The sequence below is a fragment of the Pseudarthrobacter ribosi genome (genome assembly GCF_055412865.1).
In genome coordinates this window covers 114,965-131,291 of sequence record NZ_JBVAYZ010000001.1, presented here as the reverse complement: position 1 = coordinate 131,291, position 16,327 = coordinate 114,965, and the positions used below count along the sequence as shown (strand labels likewise).

At 68.0% G+C, this 16,327-nt stretch carries 12 protein-coding genes; 1 reads left to right on the top strand and 11 read right to left on the bottom strand.

Going from position 1 to position 16,327, the window contains the following annotated elements:
* Positions 1-27: 27 nt before the first annotated feature.
* The 11 genes from pyk to hisI all read right to left on the bottom strand — a co-directional run bounded on the left by pyk (position 28) and on the right by hisI (position 15,526).
* Positions 28-1,527, bottom strand: coding sequence for a pyruvate kinase (pyk, locus tag ACZYZ5_RS00575; protein WP_463898423.1), 1,500 nt, complete (start codon positions 1,525-1,527; stop codon positions 28-30).
* 82 nt (positions 1,528-1,609) lie between these two features.
* Positions 1,610-3,067 carry a glutamate synthase subunit beta gene (locus tag ACZYZ5_RS00570; RefSeq protein ID WP_463898420.1) on the bottom strand — a complete coding sequence of 486 codons (1,458 nt, stop codon included), beginning with the start codon at positions 3,065-3,067 and terminating at the stop codon, positions 1,610-1,612.
* Complete coding sequence (gltB, locus tag ACZYZ5_RS00565) at positions 3,060-7,670, bottom strand: glutamate synthase large subunit (protein ID WP_463898418.1); 4,611 nt, start codon at positions 7,668-7,670, stop codon at positions 3,060-3,062. Before gltB ends, ACZYZ5_RS00570 begins: the two co-directional genes overlap by 8 nt.
* Positions 7,671-7,933: 263 nt before the next feature.
* Positions 7,934-9,217 (bottom strand): prolipoprotein diacylglyceryl transferase, encoded by a 1,284-nt coding sequence (gene lgt / locus ACZYZ5_RS00560; protein ID WP_463898416.1) that lies wholly within the window; start codon positions 9,215-9,217, stop codon positions 7,934-7,936.
* Positions 9,218-9,221: 4 nt separating this feature from the next.
* Positions 9,222-10,049 (bottom strand): tryptophan synthase subunit alpha, encoded by an 828-nt coding sequence (gene trpA / locus ACZYZ5_RS00555; RefSeq protein WP_463898415.1) that lies wholly within the window; start codon positions 10,047-10,049, stop codon positions 9,222-9,224.
* Complete coding sequence (gene trpB / locus ACZYZ5_RS00550; RefSeq protein ID WP_463898413.1) at positions 10,046-11,386, bottom strand: tryptophan synthase subunit beta; 1,341 nt, start codon at positions 11,384-11,386, stop codon at positions 10,046-10,048. Before trpB ends, trpA begins: the two co-directional genes overlap by 4 nt.
* Before the next feature lie 96 nt (positions 11,387-11,482).
* Positions 11,483-12,301 (bottom strand): indole-3-glycerol phosphate synthase TrpC, encoded by an 819-nt coding sequence (gene trpC, locus ACZYZ5_RS00545; RefSeq protein ID WP_463898411.1) that lies wholly within the window; start codon positions 12,299-12,301, stop codon positions 11,483-11,485.
* Between the two features lie 2 nt (positions 12,302-12,303).
* Positions 12,304-12,594: an HGxxPAAW family protein gene (locus ACZYZ5_RS00540; protein ID WP_463898409.1), complete on the bottom strand. Its 291-nt coding sequence runs from the start codon at positions 12,592-12,594 to the stop codon at positions 12,304-12,306.
* Between the two features lie 114 nt (positions 12,595-12,708).
* On the bottom strand, positions 12,709-13,344 hold the full coding sequence (locus ACZYZ5_RS00535; protein ID WP_463898408.1) for a Trp biosynthesis-associated membrane protein: 636 nt from the start codon (positions 13,342-13,344) through the stop codon (positions 12,709-12,711).
* Positions 13,341-14,906 (bottom strand): anthranilate synthase component I, encoded by a 1,566-nt coding sequence (locus ACZYZ5_RS00530; protein ID WP_463898406.1) that lies wholly within the window; start codon positions 14,904-14,906, stop codon positions 13,341-13,343. Before ACZYZ5_RS00530 ends, ACZYZ5_RS00535 begins: the two co-directional genes overlap by 4 nt.
* Before the next feature lie 155 nt (positions 14,907-15,061).
* Positions 15,062-15,526 (bottom strand): phosphoribosyl-AMP cyclohydrolase, encoded by a 465-nt coding sequence (hisI, locus tag ACZYZ5_RS00525; protein ID WP_463898404.1) that lies wholly within the window; start codon positions 15,524-15,526, stop codon positions 15,062-15,064.
* A 155-nt stretch (positions 15,527-15,681) separates the two neighbouring features.
* On the opposite strand from hisI, the gene ACZYZ5_RS00520 reads away from it, so the two are divergent.
* Positions 15,682-16,326, top strand: coding sequence for a TIGR03085 family metal-binding protein (locus ACZYZ5_RS00520; RefSeq protein ID WP_463898747.1), 645 nt, complete (start codon positions 15,682-15,684; stop codon positions 16,324-16,326).
* Position 16,327: the final 1 nt, after the last annotated feature.

The following is a 16,327-nucleotide window of genomic DNA, read 5'->3' as shown; positions in this document are numbered from 1 at the left end:
ACCCTCCCTTTTATGTCAAGCGCGGAACTAGATCTTGGAGTTCCGCTTCTTCCGTTCCGGCCAGGGGCCGAGCTTGTCCTTGGCTACCTCGGCGTCGCCGGTGCTGCCGGCGTCGGCCAGGTCGCCAACCTTGTGGACCTTGAGCATATTCGTGGAACCGGCCTTTCCGGGAGGCGACCCGGCGGCGATGACCACCATGTCGCCGTCCTCGACGACGTTCATGTTCAGCAGGCTTCGGTCCACCTGGGCAGTCATCTCATCGGTGTGGCCCACCATCGGGACCAGCACCGGCTGGATGCCCCAGGTCAGCGCCAGCTGGTTCCAGACATGCTCCACCGGGGTGAAGGCGAAGACCGGGCGGATCGGACGCAACCGCGACAAACGCCGGGCGGAGTCACCGGACTGGGTGAACGCACAGATGTACCTCGCATCCAGCTGGTCGGCGATCTCGACGGCGGCACGGGTGATGGCGCCACCGCGGGTCTTGGGCTTGGTGCCCAGCGGGGGGACGCGCTCCAGGCCGTGGACCTCGGTGGATTCGATGATCCGGGCCATGGTCTTGACGGTCTCGATCGGGAACTTGCCCACGCTGGTCTCGCCCGAGAGCATGACCGCATCGGCGCCGTCGAGTACGGCGTTGGCGCAGTCGGAGGCCTCGGCGCGGGTCGGGCGCGGGTTGTCGATCATGGACTCGAGCACCTGGGTTGCCACGATGACCGGCTTGGCCCACCGGCGGGCCAGTTCAACGGCGCGCTTCTGCACGATCGGCACTTCCTCGAGCGGAAGTTCCACGCCGAGGTCGCCACGGGCCACCATGATGGCGTCGAAGGCGTCGATGATCTCGGGGAGCTGCTCGACGGCCTGCGGCTTCTCGATCTTGGCGATGACCGGCACGCGGCGGCCTTCTTCGTCCATGATCTCGTGGACGCGCTTGATGTCCGAGGCGTCGCGGACGAACGAGAGGGCCACCATGTCCACGCCGCGGCGCATGGCCCAGCGGAGATCGTCCTCATCCTTTACGCTCAGCGCCGGCACGTTGACGGCCACGCCGGGCAGGTTGATGCCCTTGTTGTTCGACACGTAGCCGCCGACGATCACCTGGGCGACCACCTTGACCTCGTCGACGTCGATCGCGCGGAGGGCGACCTTGCCGTCGTCGATCAGCAGGGCGTCGCCGGGCTTGACGTCCTCGGTGAGGCTCTTGAGCGTCGTGGAGCAGATGTCCTTGGTGCCCGGAACGTCCTCCGTGGTGATGGTGAAGGTGTCGCCGACGGCCAGCAGGTGCGGCCCGTCCACGAACCGGCCCAGGCGGATCTTCGGCCCCTGCAGGTCAGCCATGATGGCGACCGGCTTGCCGAGCTGCCCGGCAGCCTTGCGGACGTTCTCGTACGTGCTGTCGTGGACGGCGTAGTCGCCATGGCTCATGTTCATGCGGGCCACGTCGACGCCGGCTTCCAGCACGGCGAGAGTGTTCTCAAAGCTCGCGATTGCCGGTCCGAAGGTGGCCACTATTTTAGCGCGTCTCATATACCTACCCTAGTAGTCGATTGTATGGATGAAGTTGTTGGCAGAATGTGACCGTCGCCGGCCACCGGGAAGCGGCTTCGGCCTACAGGACGGCCATGGCCCGGTCGGTCGGCGCCACGGGGGCCGGAAGGATGGTGCTGCCCATCAGGAACTTGTCCACCGCGGCGGCGCAGGCGCGCCCCTCGGCAATGGCCCAGACGATGAGGGACTGTCCGCGGCCGGCGTCTCCGGCGACGAAGATGCCTTCCGTGTTGGTCATGTAGTAGCCGTCGCGGGCCACGTTGCCGCGGCCGTCGAACTCGGCGCTGACCTGTTCGGTGATCCCGGCCGGTTCCGGACCGGTGAAGCCCAGGGACAGGAAGACCAGGTCCGCCGGGATGATCCGCTCGGTGCCGGCCTTCGGGAGGCGCTTGCCGTCGACGAATTCGGTCTCGGCCACCTTCACGCCGGTCAGTCTGCCGTTCTCGCCGACGAACTCCACGGTCGAGGCGAGGTAGGTGCGTTCGCCGCCTTCCTCGTGGGCGCTGGCAACTTCGAACAGGGTGGGGAACGTCGGCCACGGCTGGTGGCCGGCGCGCTCGGCCGGCGGCTGCTTGCCGATCGCCAGGGTGGTGACGGACGCGGCCTGGTGCCGGTGCGCGGTGCCGAGGCAGTCCGCGCCGGTGTCGCCGCCGCCAAGGATGACAACGTGCTTGCCGGCAGCGTTGATCTGGTTCTCGACCGTCTCCCCCGCCACCACACGGTTGGCCGGGACGAGGTAGTCCATCGCGAAGTGCACACCCTCGAGCTCGCGGCCCGGGATCGGCAGGTCACGCGGGACGGTGGCGCCGGTGGCGACGACGACGGCGTCGTAACGGCGGCGCAGCTGCTCCCAGGTCACGTCCGTGCCGACGGCGACACCGGTCCGGAAGCGGGTGCCTTCGGCCTTCATCTGCTCCAGGCGGCGGTCCACGTGCTCTTTTTCCATCTTGAAATCGGGGATCCCGTACCGCAGGAGACCGCCGATCTTGTCGTCGCGCTCGTAGACGGCGACGGTGTGGCCCACCCGGGTCAGCTGCTGCGCGACGGCGAGCCCGGCGGGGCCGGAGCCGACGACGGCGACCGTCTTGCCGCTGAGGCGGGCCGGCGGCAGCGGGTTAACCCAGCCGTTCTCGAACGCCTGGTCCACGATCGAAACCTCGACCTGCTTGATCGTCACGGCGGGCTGGTTGATGCCCAGCACGCAGGACGCCTCGCAGGGGGCCGGGCAGAGCCGGCCGGTGAACTCGGGGAAGTTGTTGGTGGCGTGCAGCCGCTCCATCGCTTCCTCGCCCTTGTCCCGCCAGATGAGGTCGTTCCATTCCGGAATCAGGTTGCCCAGCGGGCAGCCCTGGTGGCAGAACGGCACGCCGCAGTCCATGCAGCGGCCGGCCTGCGCCTTCAGGACACCTTTTTCCTGGGCCTCATAGACTTCCTTCCAGTCCATGATGCGGACCGGAACGGGACGGCGGGGCTGGGTTTCGCGCTGACGTACTTTCAGAAATCCGCGTGGATCAGCCACCGGTCACCTCCAGGATTCGAGACCAAACTTCTTCGCCGTCGGGGTCAAGGCCCTCTTCGATGGCGTCGAGACGGGTTTGCAGGACGGCCGCGTAGTCGCGCGGCAGCACCTTGGTTATGCGGGCTGCGGTGTCATCGAAGTTCTCCAGCAGCCGCGCCGCGAGCAGCGATTCGGTCTCCTCGGAGTGCTTCAGGAGCAGCCCATGGACAATCTCTCGGTCCTCGGCGTCCAGTTCGCACAGCTGCAGTTCGCCGGCTTCGAGGGCCTGCTTGTTGACGCGTTCGGTCTGCAGGTCCAGCACGTAGGCCGTGCCCCCGGACATGCCGGCACCGAAGTTGCGGCCGGTGCGGCCGATGATGAGCGTCTGGCCGCCGGTCATGTACTCGCAGCCGTGGTCGCCGATTCCCTCGACCACCGCGGTGGCGCCGGAGTTGCGGACCATAAAGCGTTCGCCGACCTGGCCGCGCAGGAACATCTCGCCGCTGGTGGCGCCGTAGCCGATCACGTTGCCGGCGATCACATTGCGCTCGGCCGGGAACACGTTGGTGCGGTCCGGCCGGACGATGATGCGCCCGCCGGAAAGGCCCTTGCCGACGTAGTCGTTGGAGTCACCGAACATCCGCAGCGTGATGCCGGCCGGCAGGAACGCGCCGAGCGACTGGCCGGCGGTGCCGGTCAGGGTGATGTCGATGGTGTCCGTCGCCAGCACGTCCGTGCTGAAGGTCTTGGTGACCACATGGCCCAGCATCGTGCCGACGGAGCGGTCCGTGTTGATGACGTTCACCGCGATCTTGACCGGGGTGCGGTCGCTCAGGGCTTCCGCGGCCATCACCATCAGGCGCTGGTCAAAGTGCTTGTCCAGCTCGTGGTTCTGGCCGGTGAGGTTGCGCAGCGGGGCGTCGTCGTCGAACTCGAGCCCGTGCAGGATCGGGTCCAGGTCCAGCCCTTCGGCCTTCCAGTGGTTGATCGCCTCACGGGTGTCGAGCATTTCGGCGTGACCGATCGCTTCCTCGATGCTCCGGAAGCCCAGTTCGGCCAGGATCTCGCGGACTTCCTCGGCGAGGAACTCGAAGAAGTTGACCACGAACTCCGGCTTGCCGTTGAAACGGGAGCGCAGTTCCGGGTTCTGCGTCGCGACGCCCACCGGGCAGGTGTCGAGGTGGCAGACGCGCATCATGATGCAGCCGGAGACCACCAGCGGGGCGGTGGCGAAACCGAACTCCTCGCCGCCGAGCAGCGCGGCAATCACCACGTCGCGGCCGGTCTTGAGCTGGCCGTCCACCTGCACCACCACGCGGTCGCGCAGGCCGTTGAGCATGAGCGTCTGCTGCGTCTCGGCGAGACCCAGCTCCCACGGCACACCGGCATGCTTGAGCGAGTTCAGCGGCGAGGCGCCGGTGCCGCCGTCGTGCCCGGACACCAGGACGACGTCGGCCTTGGCCTTCGTGACGCCGGCGGCCACCGTGCCGATCCCGACCTCGGAGACCAGCTTGACGTGCACCCGCGCCGAGGGGTTGGCCCGCTTCGCGTCGTAGATCAGCTGGGCGAGGTCCTCGATCGAGTAGATGTCGTGGTGCGGGGGCGGGGAGATGAGCCCGACGCCGGGCGTCGAGTGCCGTGTCCGGGCCACCCAGGGGTAGACCTTCTGCGCCATCAGCTGGCCGCCTTCGCCGGGCTTGGCACCCTGCGCCATCTTGATCTGGATGTCATCGGCGTTGGTCAGGTACAGGCTCGTCACGCCGAAACGGCCGGAGGCGATCTGCTTGACCGCCGAGCGGCGCGTCGGATCGAGCAGCCGGTCCACGTCCTCGCCGCCTTCACCGGTGTTGGACTTGCCGCCCAGCCGGTTCATGGCGATCGCGAGGGTTTCGTGGGCCTCCTGCGAGATGGAGCCGTAGCTCATTGCGCCGGTGGAGAACCGCTTGACGATGCTGGAGACGGACTCGACTTCCTCCAGCGGGACTGCGGGGCGCAGCCCGGCCTTGAACTTCAGCAGCCCGCGCAGGGTCATCAGGTTCTCGGACTGGTCGTCCACCCCGCGGGTGTAGGACTTGAAGATGTCGTAGCGGCGCTCACGCGTGGCGTGCTGCAGCCGGAACACGGTCTCCGGGTTGAACAGGTGCGGCTCGCCGTCGCGGCGCCACTGGTACTCGCCGCCGCCCATCAGGGCCTGGTGGGGCTGCTCGATGCCGTTCTCGGGGTACGCCATCCGGTGGCGTGCCGCGACCTCGGCCGCGATAACGTCCAGGCCGACGCCGCCGAGCTGGGAGTGCGTGCCGGAGAAGTACTCATCCACCAGGTCCTGGCCGAGGCCCAGGGCCTCGAACGTCTGGGCTCCGGTGTAGGAGGCCACGGTGGAGATGCCCATCTTGGACATGATCTTCAGGACGCCCTTGCCGAGGCCCTTGATCAGGTTGTAGACGCCGTCCTGCGGGGTGACCCCCAGGACGTCGCCGGTGGAAATGAGCTGCTCCACGGATTCCATGGCCAGGTACGGGTTCACGGCCGAAGCACCGTAGCCGATCAGCACGGCCACGTGGTGGGTTTCGCGGACGTCGCCGGCCTCGACCACCAGGGCAGTCTTGGTGCGGTTGGCGCTGCGCAGCAGGTGGTGGTGCACGGCGCTGACCAGCAGCAGGGACGGGATCGGCGCCCACTGGGCGTTCGAGTCACGGTCCGAGAGGACCACGTACTGGACGCCGCGGTTGATGGCGCCGGAGACCTGCTCGCAGATTTCGGTCAGCCGGGCGCGGAGCGCGTTCTCGCCGCCTTCGGGGCGGTAGAGGCCGCGGACCTTCATGGCGACCTTGTCGCCGTCGGCGTTCTCGATGTTCGCGATCTTGGCGAGCTGGTCGTTGTTGATCACGGGGAACGGCAGCGAAACCTGCGGCTGGCGGACCTGCTTGGTGTCCAGCAGGTTGCCGTTGGGACCGATGGCGCAGGTCAGCGAGGTGACGAGTTCCTCGCGGATGGCGTCCAGCGGCGGGTTGGTGACCTGCGCGAAGGACTGCACGAAGTAGTCGAACAGCAGCCGGGGCCGCTTCGAGAGCACGGCGACGGGGGTGTCCGAGCCCATGGCGCCGAGCGGCTCGGCGCCGGTGCGGGCCATCGGGCCGAGCAGGATCTTCAGTTCCTCGGTGGTGTAGCCGAAGGTGCGCTGGCGGATGTTGACCGACGCCGCGGTGTGCACCACGTGCTCGCGTTCGGGCAGGTCCTTGAGGTCGATCAGGTTTTCCTTGACCCAGTCGGCCCAGGGGTTGGCTGCCGCGACCTCGGCCTTGACCTCGGCGTCGCTGATGATCCGGCCGGCGTCGGTGTCCACGAGGAACATCTTGCCCGGTGAGACGCGGCCCTTCTTGACCACCTTGGAGGGTTCGACGTCGATCACGCCGACCTCGGAGGCGAAGATAATCAGGCCGTCCTCGGTGATCCAGAACCGGCCCGGACGCAGGCCGTTACGGTCCAGGGTGGCGCCGACGAGGTTGCCGTCGGTGAAGGACACGGCGGCGGGGCCGTCCCACGGTTCCATCAGCAGCGAGTGGTACTCGTAGAAGGCGCGGCGGGCCGGATCCATCGTGGCGTGGTTTTCCCAGGCCTCGGGGATCATCATCATGATCGAGTGCGTGATCGGCCGACCGGAGAGCCAGAGCAATTCCGCGACCTCGTCGAAGGACGCCGAGTCGGAAGCGCCCGGAGTGCAGATCGGGTACAGCTCCTCGGGCGATTCCCCCAGCAGCGGGTTGGCCAGCTGCGACTGGCGGGCGCGCATCCAGTTCCGGTTTCCCTTGACCGTGTTGATTTCGCCGTTGTGGGCGATGGTCCGGAAAGGCTGGGCCAGCGGCCAGGACGGGAAGGTGTTGGTGGAGAAGCGTGAGTGGACGATCGCAAGCTTGGTCTTGAAGCGCTTGTCCGAGAGGTCCGGGTAGAACGGCTCGAGCTGGGCCGTGGTCAGCATGCCCTTGTAGACAATGGTCCGGGAGGACAGCGACGGGAAGTACACGCCGAACTTGTTCTGCGCCCGCTTCCGGATGCGCCAGGCGCGCGAGTCGAGTTCGTTGCGCTCCAGCACTTCCCCGGTGCTGGAGGCAAAGAACGGCTGGGAGAAGTAGGGCATGCAGGCCCGGGCCATCGCCCCGACCAGGTCGGCGACGATCGGCACTTCGCGCCAGCCGAGGACTTTCAGGCCCTCGTCGGCGGCGAGGCCCTCGATGCCGGCCTTCGCCGCGTCGGATTCGCGCTGCTCCGCGGGGAGGAACGCGGTGCCGGCGACAAACTGGCCGGGGGCAGGAAGTTCGAAGTCGGTCACGGCGCGGAAGAATTCGTCCGGGATCTGCATCAGCAGTCCGGCGCCGTCGCCGGTGCCTTCGTCCGCGCCCACGGCACCGCGGTGCTCGAGGTTGCGCAGGGCCGTCAGGGCGGCGTCAACGATGTCGTAACCCGGTTCCCCCCGCAGCGTGGCGATGATGGCGAGGCCGCAGGCGTCCTTCTCCTGCTCGGGGTTGTAGAGCCCGGCCGCCTCGGGAAGCGCGGCGAAGCGCTTGAAAGGTGACATGGCGGGCTGCTGAGGCTCGGACCAACTGGGGCTGTGCAGGGTTTGGGTCATGGAAGACGTCCTTCCTCCTGATCGTGCGTATGGGAGGGACAACATTGGCCCGCATCGGTGCGCCGGTGTGATGGGCACAACAGAGTTTTTTCTTATTCGAATTGTAGGTCAGCGCCGCTTCCTGCACTAACAGTTACGCGAACGCCGTCCCGGGTTTGCGCGAACCGCAGCTGTCTGCAGTCCGCCGCTTTCCCTGCTGCCACGACGCTGTGGGAACGGGCTCTGCGAGGGGTGACTCCGCGGCCCGGTTTGCCGGGGCTGAGCTACTTGGTGCCCTCAGCTTCCGGCGCGGTTCCGGTGACCTGGTGGCCGGGGGTTCCGGCCGCCGGTACTCCGGTGGCGGGCTTGGTGCCGCCGGTGGATTCCTTTGACGCTTCAGCTGGGGCGGAAGCGTGGCCTGGACCGCTTTGGTTATCAGGGAGATTATCACGGGATTCACTATCTGAGACAGCAGAATCCGCATGCCGGGCATTGCTGTAGGCAGGAACAGCGTCCGCCGGCACGGTGGCCGGCACCTTGTCGCCCGCGTCATCGCGGGCGTCGGAGCGTGCCGTGCCGGCGTCGGTACCGGCGTCAGTGACAGGGTCGGCGACACTGTCAGTGTCGGTGTCCGTGTCGGTACCGCTGTCCGTGTCCGTACCGGACGGTTCGTGTCCGGGCAGGTAGACCGTGTCGGGTTCCGTGCTCTTGCGCAGGCCCAGGAGGATGAACGCAGCAAGTGCGCCCAGCAGGACGAAGATGCTGGTCCACACGTTCAGCCGGGTGGTGATGCCGAAGAGGCCGACCAGCTCGGCGTCGTCGATCCGCATCGCTTCGATCCAGACCCGGCCCAGCGTGTAGTAGACCGCGTACAGGCAGAACAGGCGGCCGCGGCGGAATCGGAACTTGCGGTCCAGCAGCAGCAGAATGCCGACGCCGGCCAGGTTCCAGAGGGATTCGTAGAGGAAAGTCGGGTGGAAGAGCGTGTCCGCGGCCATGCCCGGAGGGAAGTTCGGGTTTTCGGCGTCGATCTGCAGGCCCCACGGCAGGGTGGTGGGCCCGCCGAAGAGCTCCTGGTTGAAGTAGTTGCCCCAGCGGCCGATCGCCTGGGCCAGCAGCAGCCCGGGAGCCGCGGCATCGAGGAAGGCGCTGAGCTTGACGCCCGCCTTGCGGCAGCCGATCCACGCACCCACGACGCCCAGCAGTACGGCGCCCCAGATACCCAGCCCGCCGCGCTGGAGCTGCGGGATCAGGGACAGGTCACCGGTGCCGTCGAAGCCGGGGCCGAAGTACGCGTCCGGGGAGGACACCACGTGGTAGAGCCGGCCGCCGATGATGCCGAACGGGATGGCCCAGATGGCGATGTCCCACACGCTGCCCTCGGGAGCGCCGCGCTTGGCCCAACGCACGGAGGTGAGCCAGAGGCCGGCGATGATGCCAAGCAGGATGCACAGGGCGTAGGCATGGATCCGCAGTGACCCCCACGGCAGCGGGATGTCGAAACCGGACCAGTCCGGGCTCGGAATACTCGCGGGGATCATCGCCGCCGCGTGGAGGACTGACTGCATTTGCTTAGGCTTCTTCCCTGGTAAGGCCGGTGCTGAGGTCTTTCGTCAAGGCCGCTACCGCGTCCACGCCGCCGTCGCCGATGGCGACGACCAGCGCGGTGCCCACAATCACGCCGTCCGCGTAGGCGGCGATCTCCCGGACCTGGTCAGCGTTGGACACGCCCAGCCCGACGCAGACGCGTTCGGCGCCCGCGGCGTGCGCGGCGGCCACCACGTCCCTGGCCGCGGAGCTGACCGAGGCGCGGGCACCGGTGACACCCATGATCGACACAGCGTAGACGAAGCCGCGGCTTGCCTCCACGGTGCGTTTCATCCGCTCCGGGGAGGACGACGGCGCCACCAGGAACACCCGGTCCAGGCCGTACTGGTCCGAGGCTGCCATCCATTCCGACGCCTCGTCCGGGATCAGGTCCGGGGTGATGAGCCCGGCTCCCCCGGCTTCTGCCAGCTGGCGGGAAAATTCGTCAACACCCATCCGGACCACGGGATTCCAGTAGGTCATGACCAGCACGGCGGCGTCGGTCTTGCTGGTGATGCCGCGGACGACGTCGAAGACCTGCTTGACGTGGAAGCCCTTCGCGAGGGCCTCGGTGGTCGCGGCCTGGATGACCAGGCCGTCCATGACCGGGTCGGAGTACGGGATGCCGATTTCGATCAGGTCCGCGCCGTTTTCCGCGAGGGCGATGCCGGCCGCGATGGTCGCCTCGACGCTCGGGTAGCCGGCGGGCAGGTAGCCGATCAGGGCCGCGCGGCCCTGCGCTTTGGCGCGGTCGATGGCCGCGGCCGACTTGCTGGCGGTCCGGGCAGTGCCCGGGTCCTGGACGGTGCTCACAGCTGCTCCCCCTCTTTGGCGATCTCGTGTTCGGGTGAATCCTTGTCCAGCAGGTCGAACCATTCCGCGGCGGTGGCCACGTCCTTGTCGCCGCGGCCGGAGAGGTTCACGAGCACGATCTTCTCTGATGTCTTGCCTGCGGCACCGACTGCATCGTCGCCTTCGGCGGCCAGCCGCTGGCCGACCTTCATGGCACCGGCCAGGGCGTGTGCCGATTCGATGGCCGGGATGATGCCCTCGGTGCGGCAGAGCAGCCGGAACGCGTCCATGGCCTCGCTGTCGGTGATCGGCTCGTAGCTGACCCGCCCGATGTCCGCGAGGTAGGAGTGCTCCGGGCCGACGCCGGGGTAGTCCAGCCCTGCCGAGATGGAGTGCGATTCGATGGTCTGGCCGTCGTCGTCCTGCATGAGGTACGAGCGGGCGCCGTGCAGCACGCCGGGTTTGCCGAGCGTGATGGTGGCGGCGTGGCGGCCGGTTTCGACGCCCTCGCCGCCGGCCTCGAAGCCGTAGATCTTGACCGAGGGATCGTCCAGGAAGCCGTGGAAGATGCCGATGGCGTTGGAGCCGCCGCCGATGCAGGCGCAGACGGCGTCGGGCAGGCGGCCGGTCTGCTTTAGGATCTGGGCGCGGGCCTCCTCGCCGATGACCTCGTGGAAGTAGCGGACCATGGCCGGGAACGGGTGCGCCCCGGCGGCGGTGCCCAGCAGGTAGTGGGTGTTGTCCACGTTGGCGACCCAGTCGCGGAGCGCCTCGTTGATGGCGTCCTTGAGCGTCTGGGAGCCGTTGGTCACCGGGATGACGGTGGCTCCGAGGAGCTCCATCCGGGCCACGTTCAGGGCCTGCCGGCGGCAGTCCTCGGCGCCCATGTAGACAACGCATTCCAGGCCCATCAGGGCCGCTGCGGTGGCGCTGGCGACGCCGTGCTGGCCGGCGCCGGTTTCGGCGATGACGCGGGTCTTGCCCATCCGCTTGGCCAGCAGTGCCTGGCCCAGCACGTTGTTGATCTTGTGCGAGCCGGTGTGGTTCAGGTCCTCGCGCTTGAGGAAGATCCGGACTCCCCCGGCGTGCTCGGCGAAGCGCTTGGCCTCGGTCAGCAGCGAGGGCCGGCCGGAGTAGTTCTTGTTCAGCTCGGCGATCTGCGCGGTGAACTCGGGGTCCGCCTTGGCTTTCTCGAAGGTGTCCTCGAGCTCGTCCAGGGCGGCGATGAGTGACTCGGGCATCCATCGGCCGCCGTAGGAGCCGAAGTAGGGTCCGGGGGCGTGCCGCAGGGATTCTCCACCCTGCAGGAACGCGTCCACGGCGCTTTCGTCTGAGCCGGCTGCTGGCGCATCGACCATCGGTCTCACCATCCTGTTCCACTGTTGATTAGATCTGGGTGCCGCACGGAGGCGCTGCCGGCGTCCTGCCGGGAGGTGCCCGGCAGGAAGCGCGGGTCAGGAACGTGCGGCGATTGCTTCGGCTCCGGCGGCCATGAATTCGGCGATCCGCTCCCGCGGGGTCGCGTCGCTGACCAGGGCTTCGCCGACGAGGACCGCGTTGGCGCCGTTCGCGGCGTAGTGCCGGACGTCGTCGACGCCGCGCACGCCCGATTCCGCGATGACCAGCGCGCCGGCGGGAATGCCTCCGGCGAGTTCGGCGAAAACGGAACGGTCGACGTCGAGCGTCTTGAGGTTGCGGACGTTGACGCCGATGATCCGGGCTTCCGCGGCGACCGCCCGCCGGATTTCCTCGGCGGTGTGCGTCTCGACGAGCACGTTCATGCCGAGTTCGCGGCTGAGGGCGCTGAACTCGCGCAGCTGCGCGTCGGACAGGGACGCCACGATCAGCAGGATCAGGTCGGCACCGTGTGCCCGGGCCTCCCAGATCTGGTACTCATCGATCATGAAGTCTTTGCGCAGCAGCGGGGTGTCCACGGCGGCCCGGACGGCGTCGAAGTCGGCGAGGGAGCCGTTGAAGCGGCGCTGTTCGGTGAGGACGCTGATCGCGGCGGCGCCGCCCTCGGCGTACTGCACGGCGAGCGAGGCGGGGTCCGCGATGCTCGCGAGATCGCCTTTGGAGGGGCTGCGGCGCTTGATTTCGGCGATAACCTTCAGCTGCCCGCGGGTCGCTGAGGCCCCGCCCAGGGCGGCCCAGGCGTCGCGTGCCGGCGCGGCCGCGGCGGCACGCTCCTTCAGTTCCGCGAGCGTGACGAGGCGCTGACGGGCCTCCATATCCTCCCTGACACCGGCGTTGATGTCATCGAGAACAGTCACCCTTAGTGGCCGGAGTTCTTCAGCTTGCTGCCGCCCACGCCGTATCCGGCTTTGCGCATGATGAAGCCGATGACCAGGCCAAGCAGCATCACAACGCCGCCAGCGATGAAGATCGTGGTGTTGGCGATGACAAAGGCGATGGACATGATGAGGGCGCCGACGAGCATGACAAATACCGTCGTCCAGGCGGCCGGGCTGTTGCCGTGGCCGGTCGGTTCGCGGTGATCGATGTCGTCGTAGGAGTAGCCGGTTCCGGCAGCGGGCTTGGGGGCGGAAACAGATGCTTTGCTCATTGAAATCTCCTCAGGGTGAATACTGCTTACATTCTGCCATTTATTGGCAGTGTTGTTGGCCGCGTTACCGGCCGCATGGCTGTGCGCGTAGCTGGCCGGGCACGTGGCGTCGGCTCAGGTGGGGTCGTCACCGCGTGACAAGCGGTCCCAGCTGTCGATCTCGTCTGCCGGTCCGGCCGGCGCCGCGGACCCGCCGGCGGCCGCACCCGTGGCTGCCGTGTCATATCTCGTGCGCGACTTCCAGTAGCGGCCCGCCGGGATGACCAGCAGGGCGCTGAGCCCCAGCAGGCTGCCGGCGACGACGGCGAGGGCCGGGAACACCGTGACGTCCACCTGCACGTTGCTGCCCGTGATCCCCGTGGCGGCGGCGATGGAGCCCTGGGCGGCGGCCAGCGGGTCCGCAATGACGACCGCGGCGGCGCTGACGATGCCGGCCGCGGCCAGCAGAATGAGCGCCGTGATGATCCAGCGGCCGATCCGGCCGGCAATCGACGCGGCGAGTCCGCCGGCGAGGGCCACCAGCGCCAGGGCCGTCACCGTGGTCGCGGCTTTGCTGCCCTGCACCTGCAGGCCGTCCTGGCTGTCGACGGCCTGGCCGAGCTGGGCCGGGTCGAGGTGGACGGTGAGCCAGGTCTGCGTGGTGGTGCCGAAGACGGCCAGCGCCAGGGCGGCGATGGCCAGCACGAGGGTGGATTTCCGGGCCCAGCGGGGAACGACGGGGCTGGAGCTCCTGACCGTGGTGTCGCTCATGCCTGCGCCCCGGCGTCGGAAACGGAGTCCGGCGTGATGTTGCGCAGCGACCGGGCGGTGTGGACGGCACGCATCGGGGCGGCGGCCTTGTTGACGGTTTCGAGGGCTTCGGTGGCGTTCACCGAGTCAGCCACAATGCCGCCGCCGGCCTGCACGTAGGCGCGGCCTTCCCGCAGCAGGGCCGAGCGGATGGCGATCGCCATGTCCATGTCACCGGCGAAGTCGAGGTAACCCACCACTCCCCCGTAGATCCCGCGGCGGTGCGGCTCCAGCTCGTCGAGCAGGCGCAGCGCGCGGGGTTTGGGGGCGCCGGACAGCGTTCCGGCCGGGAAGGTCGCCTTCAGCACGTCGTAGGCCTTGGCCGTGGGCGCGAGTTTGCCGACCACGGTGGAGACCAGGTGCATGATGTGGCTGAAGCGCTCGACCTCCATGAACTGGGTGACGTCGACGGATCCGGCCACGCAGACCTTGGACAGGTCGTTGCGGGACAGGTCCACCAGCATCAGGTGTTCGGCGCGTTCCTTCTCGTCCGCGAGGAGTTCCTCGGCCAGGGCCTTGTCCGCCTCCACGGTCTTGCCGCGCGGCCGGGAACCGGCGATGGGGTGGGTGATGACTTCCTCGCCGGTCACGGTTACCAGCGCTTCCGGGGAGGACCCGACGATCGAGTACTGCCGGCCGTTGGCGTCCTCGAGGCTGAAGATGTACATGTACGGGCTGGGGTTGGTGTTCCGGAGCACCCGGTAGACATCCAGCGGGTCGGCGCCGCATTCCATTTCGAAGCGGCGCGAGATGACCACCTGGAAGACCTCGCCGTCGACGATCGCTTCCTTGCTGCGGTCCAGGGCTGCAAGGTAGTCCGTCTCGTCCCAGCGTTCCTGCACGCTGGAGGCGAAGTCCAGGGCGGCCGGGTCCAGCACGGAGACGGGCTGCTGGACGGGGGTGCTGACCTGCGCCAGCAGGGCCTTGACCCGGGCGACGGCGTCATGCCAGGCCTCGTCGACGCGTTCGGTGCTGTTGTCGAAGTTGATCGCGTTGGCGATCAGCAGCACGGTGCCGTCCATGTTGTCGTGCACCGCCATGTCGGTGACGAGGTTCAGCGCCATTTCCGGCAGTTCCAGGTCGTCCTCGGGCGGGCTGGTGAGCTTCTCCCAGTGCCGGACGGTTTCCCAGCCGAGGAAGCCGACCAGTCCTGAGGTGAACGGCGGAAGGCCGTCGAAACGGTCGGTGCGGAGGGCCTCGACGGTGTCGCGGATGGCGTCCACCGGGCTGCCGCCCAGCGGAACGCCGACGGGCGGTTCGCCGAGCCAGTGCGCCTGGCCGTCCTTGGTGGTCAGGGTCGCCCGTGAGCGGGCACCGATGAAGGAGTAGCGGGACCAGGAACCGCCGACGGCCGCGGATTCCATCAGGAACGTGCCGGGCTGGCCCTGGGCGAGTTTGCGGTACAGCCCGATCGGGGTTTCGGCGTCAGCCAGCACCTTCAGCCGGACGGGGATGACACGGCTGTGGCCTGCGAGTTCACGGAACTCCTCCAGGCCCGGGCTGATGATTCCAAGGTCCTGCATGGCTGTGGTTTCCGCCTGTTCTTTCAGTGGTCCTGAAGGTTGAGTGTCTGGGGCTGTCCGCCGGTGAGGCTGTGTTGTGTGGCTGTGTTGGGTGGCTGTGCGCCGCAGTCAGCGGCCGGGCCGGAGGTGTTACCGGTCAGCCGACGCTTACCGGGTCAGCCGGCGTGGCCGGTGACGACGTCAAGTCCGCGGCCTTCGAAGCAGGTCCGGGTCCCGGTGTGGCAGGCTGCGCCGACCTGATCCACGCGGACCAGCAGCGCATCGCCGTCGCAGTCCATCGCGAGGGATTTGACCCACTGCACGTGGCCGGAGGTGTCCCCCTTGCGCCAGTACTCCTGGCGGGAGCGGGAGTAGAACGTCACCCGCCCGCTGGTCATGGTGCGGTGCAGGGCCTCGTCGTCCATCCAGCCCAGCATCAGCACCTCGTTGGTGTCGTACTGCTGCACGATCGCTGCGACCAGGCCGGCGCTGTCGCGCTTCAGCGCGTCAGCAAGGCCCACCGGTAGCGGGCTTGCGGGCGTGGCCGGGCCGGGAACGGCGGTGCTAACGGGCTCTCCGTTGACGGTAGTTCCGTCAGCGGGGCTTCCATTAGTAAGGGCGGGGTCGGGCTGCTCAGACATCTAGTCAAGTCTAGTGCCTTGGCGCGGGCTGCCGCCCAGCTTCCCGGCGCCCCGCTTAACATCGGCGTCACCACGCCGCGAATCACTTCCCTGGGGCCACAACGACGGCGGTTCAGGTGCGCACGCGCCGTCGTCTCGTGCTAGTTTCACAAGTGATGCATTTCGTCGATCCCTCCCGAGAAGTTCTGGCCGAAACCTTACTGGCGGCCGGTCCTGACTCCCCCACGCTCTGTGAGGGCTGGCGTACCAGGGACCTTGCGGCCCACCTGTACTTGCGCGAGCGCAAAGCCGCCGTCGGACTCGGCCTGCTGATCAAGCGCCTGGCCAAGGCCTCGGACCAGGCAACGGCCGCACTGGCGGCCAAGCTCACGACGCCGGAGGAGTACAACAAGCTGGTCTACTCCTTCCGTGCCGGACCGTCCGTGCTATCGCCGATGAAGATCAAGGCGCTGGACGAAAGCGCCAACCTGATCGAGTACTTCGTCCACACGGAGGACGTCCGCCGCGCCGTGGACCGCTGGGCGCCGCGAGCCCTCGATGAGGAGTACTCGGACGCCCTCTGGGATGAACTCGTGAAGCGCGCGGCCATCCTCTACCGCGGCGTGGACCTCGGAATCGTGCTGGTGCGCCCCTCCGGCCCCCGGCACGTCGCCAAGCGCGCCCCGGTGTCCGTGGCGATCGTCGGCGAACCGAGTGAACTCCTGATGCACGCGCACGGGCGCACCCGCCACGCGCTCGTGACCTTCGAAGGCCAGCCGGACGCCGTCGCGCTCCTGCAGTCCGCCGAAGTCGGGCTCTAAG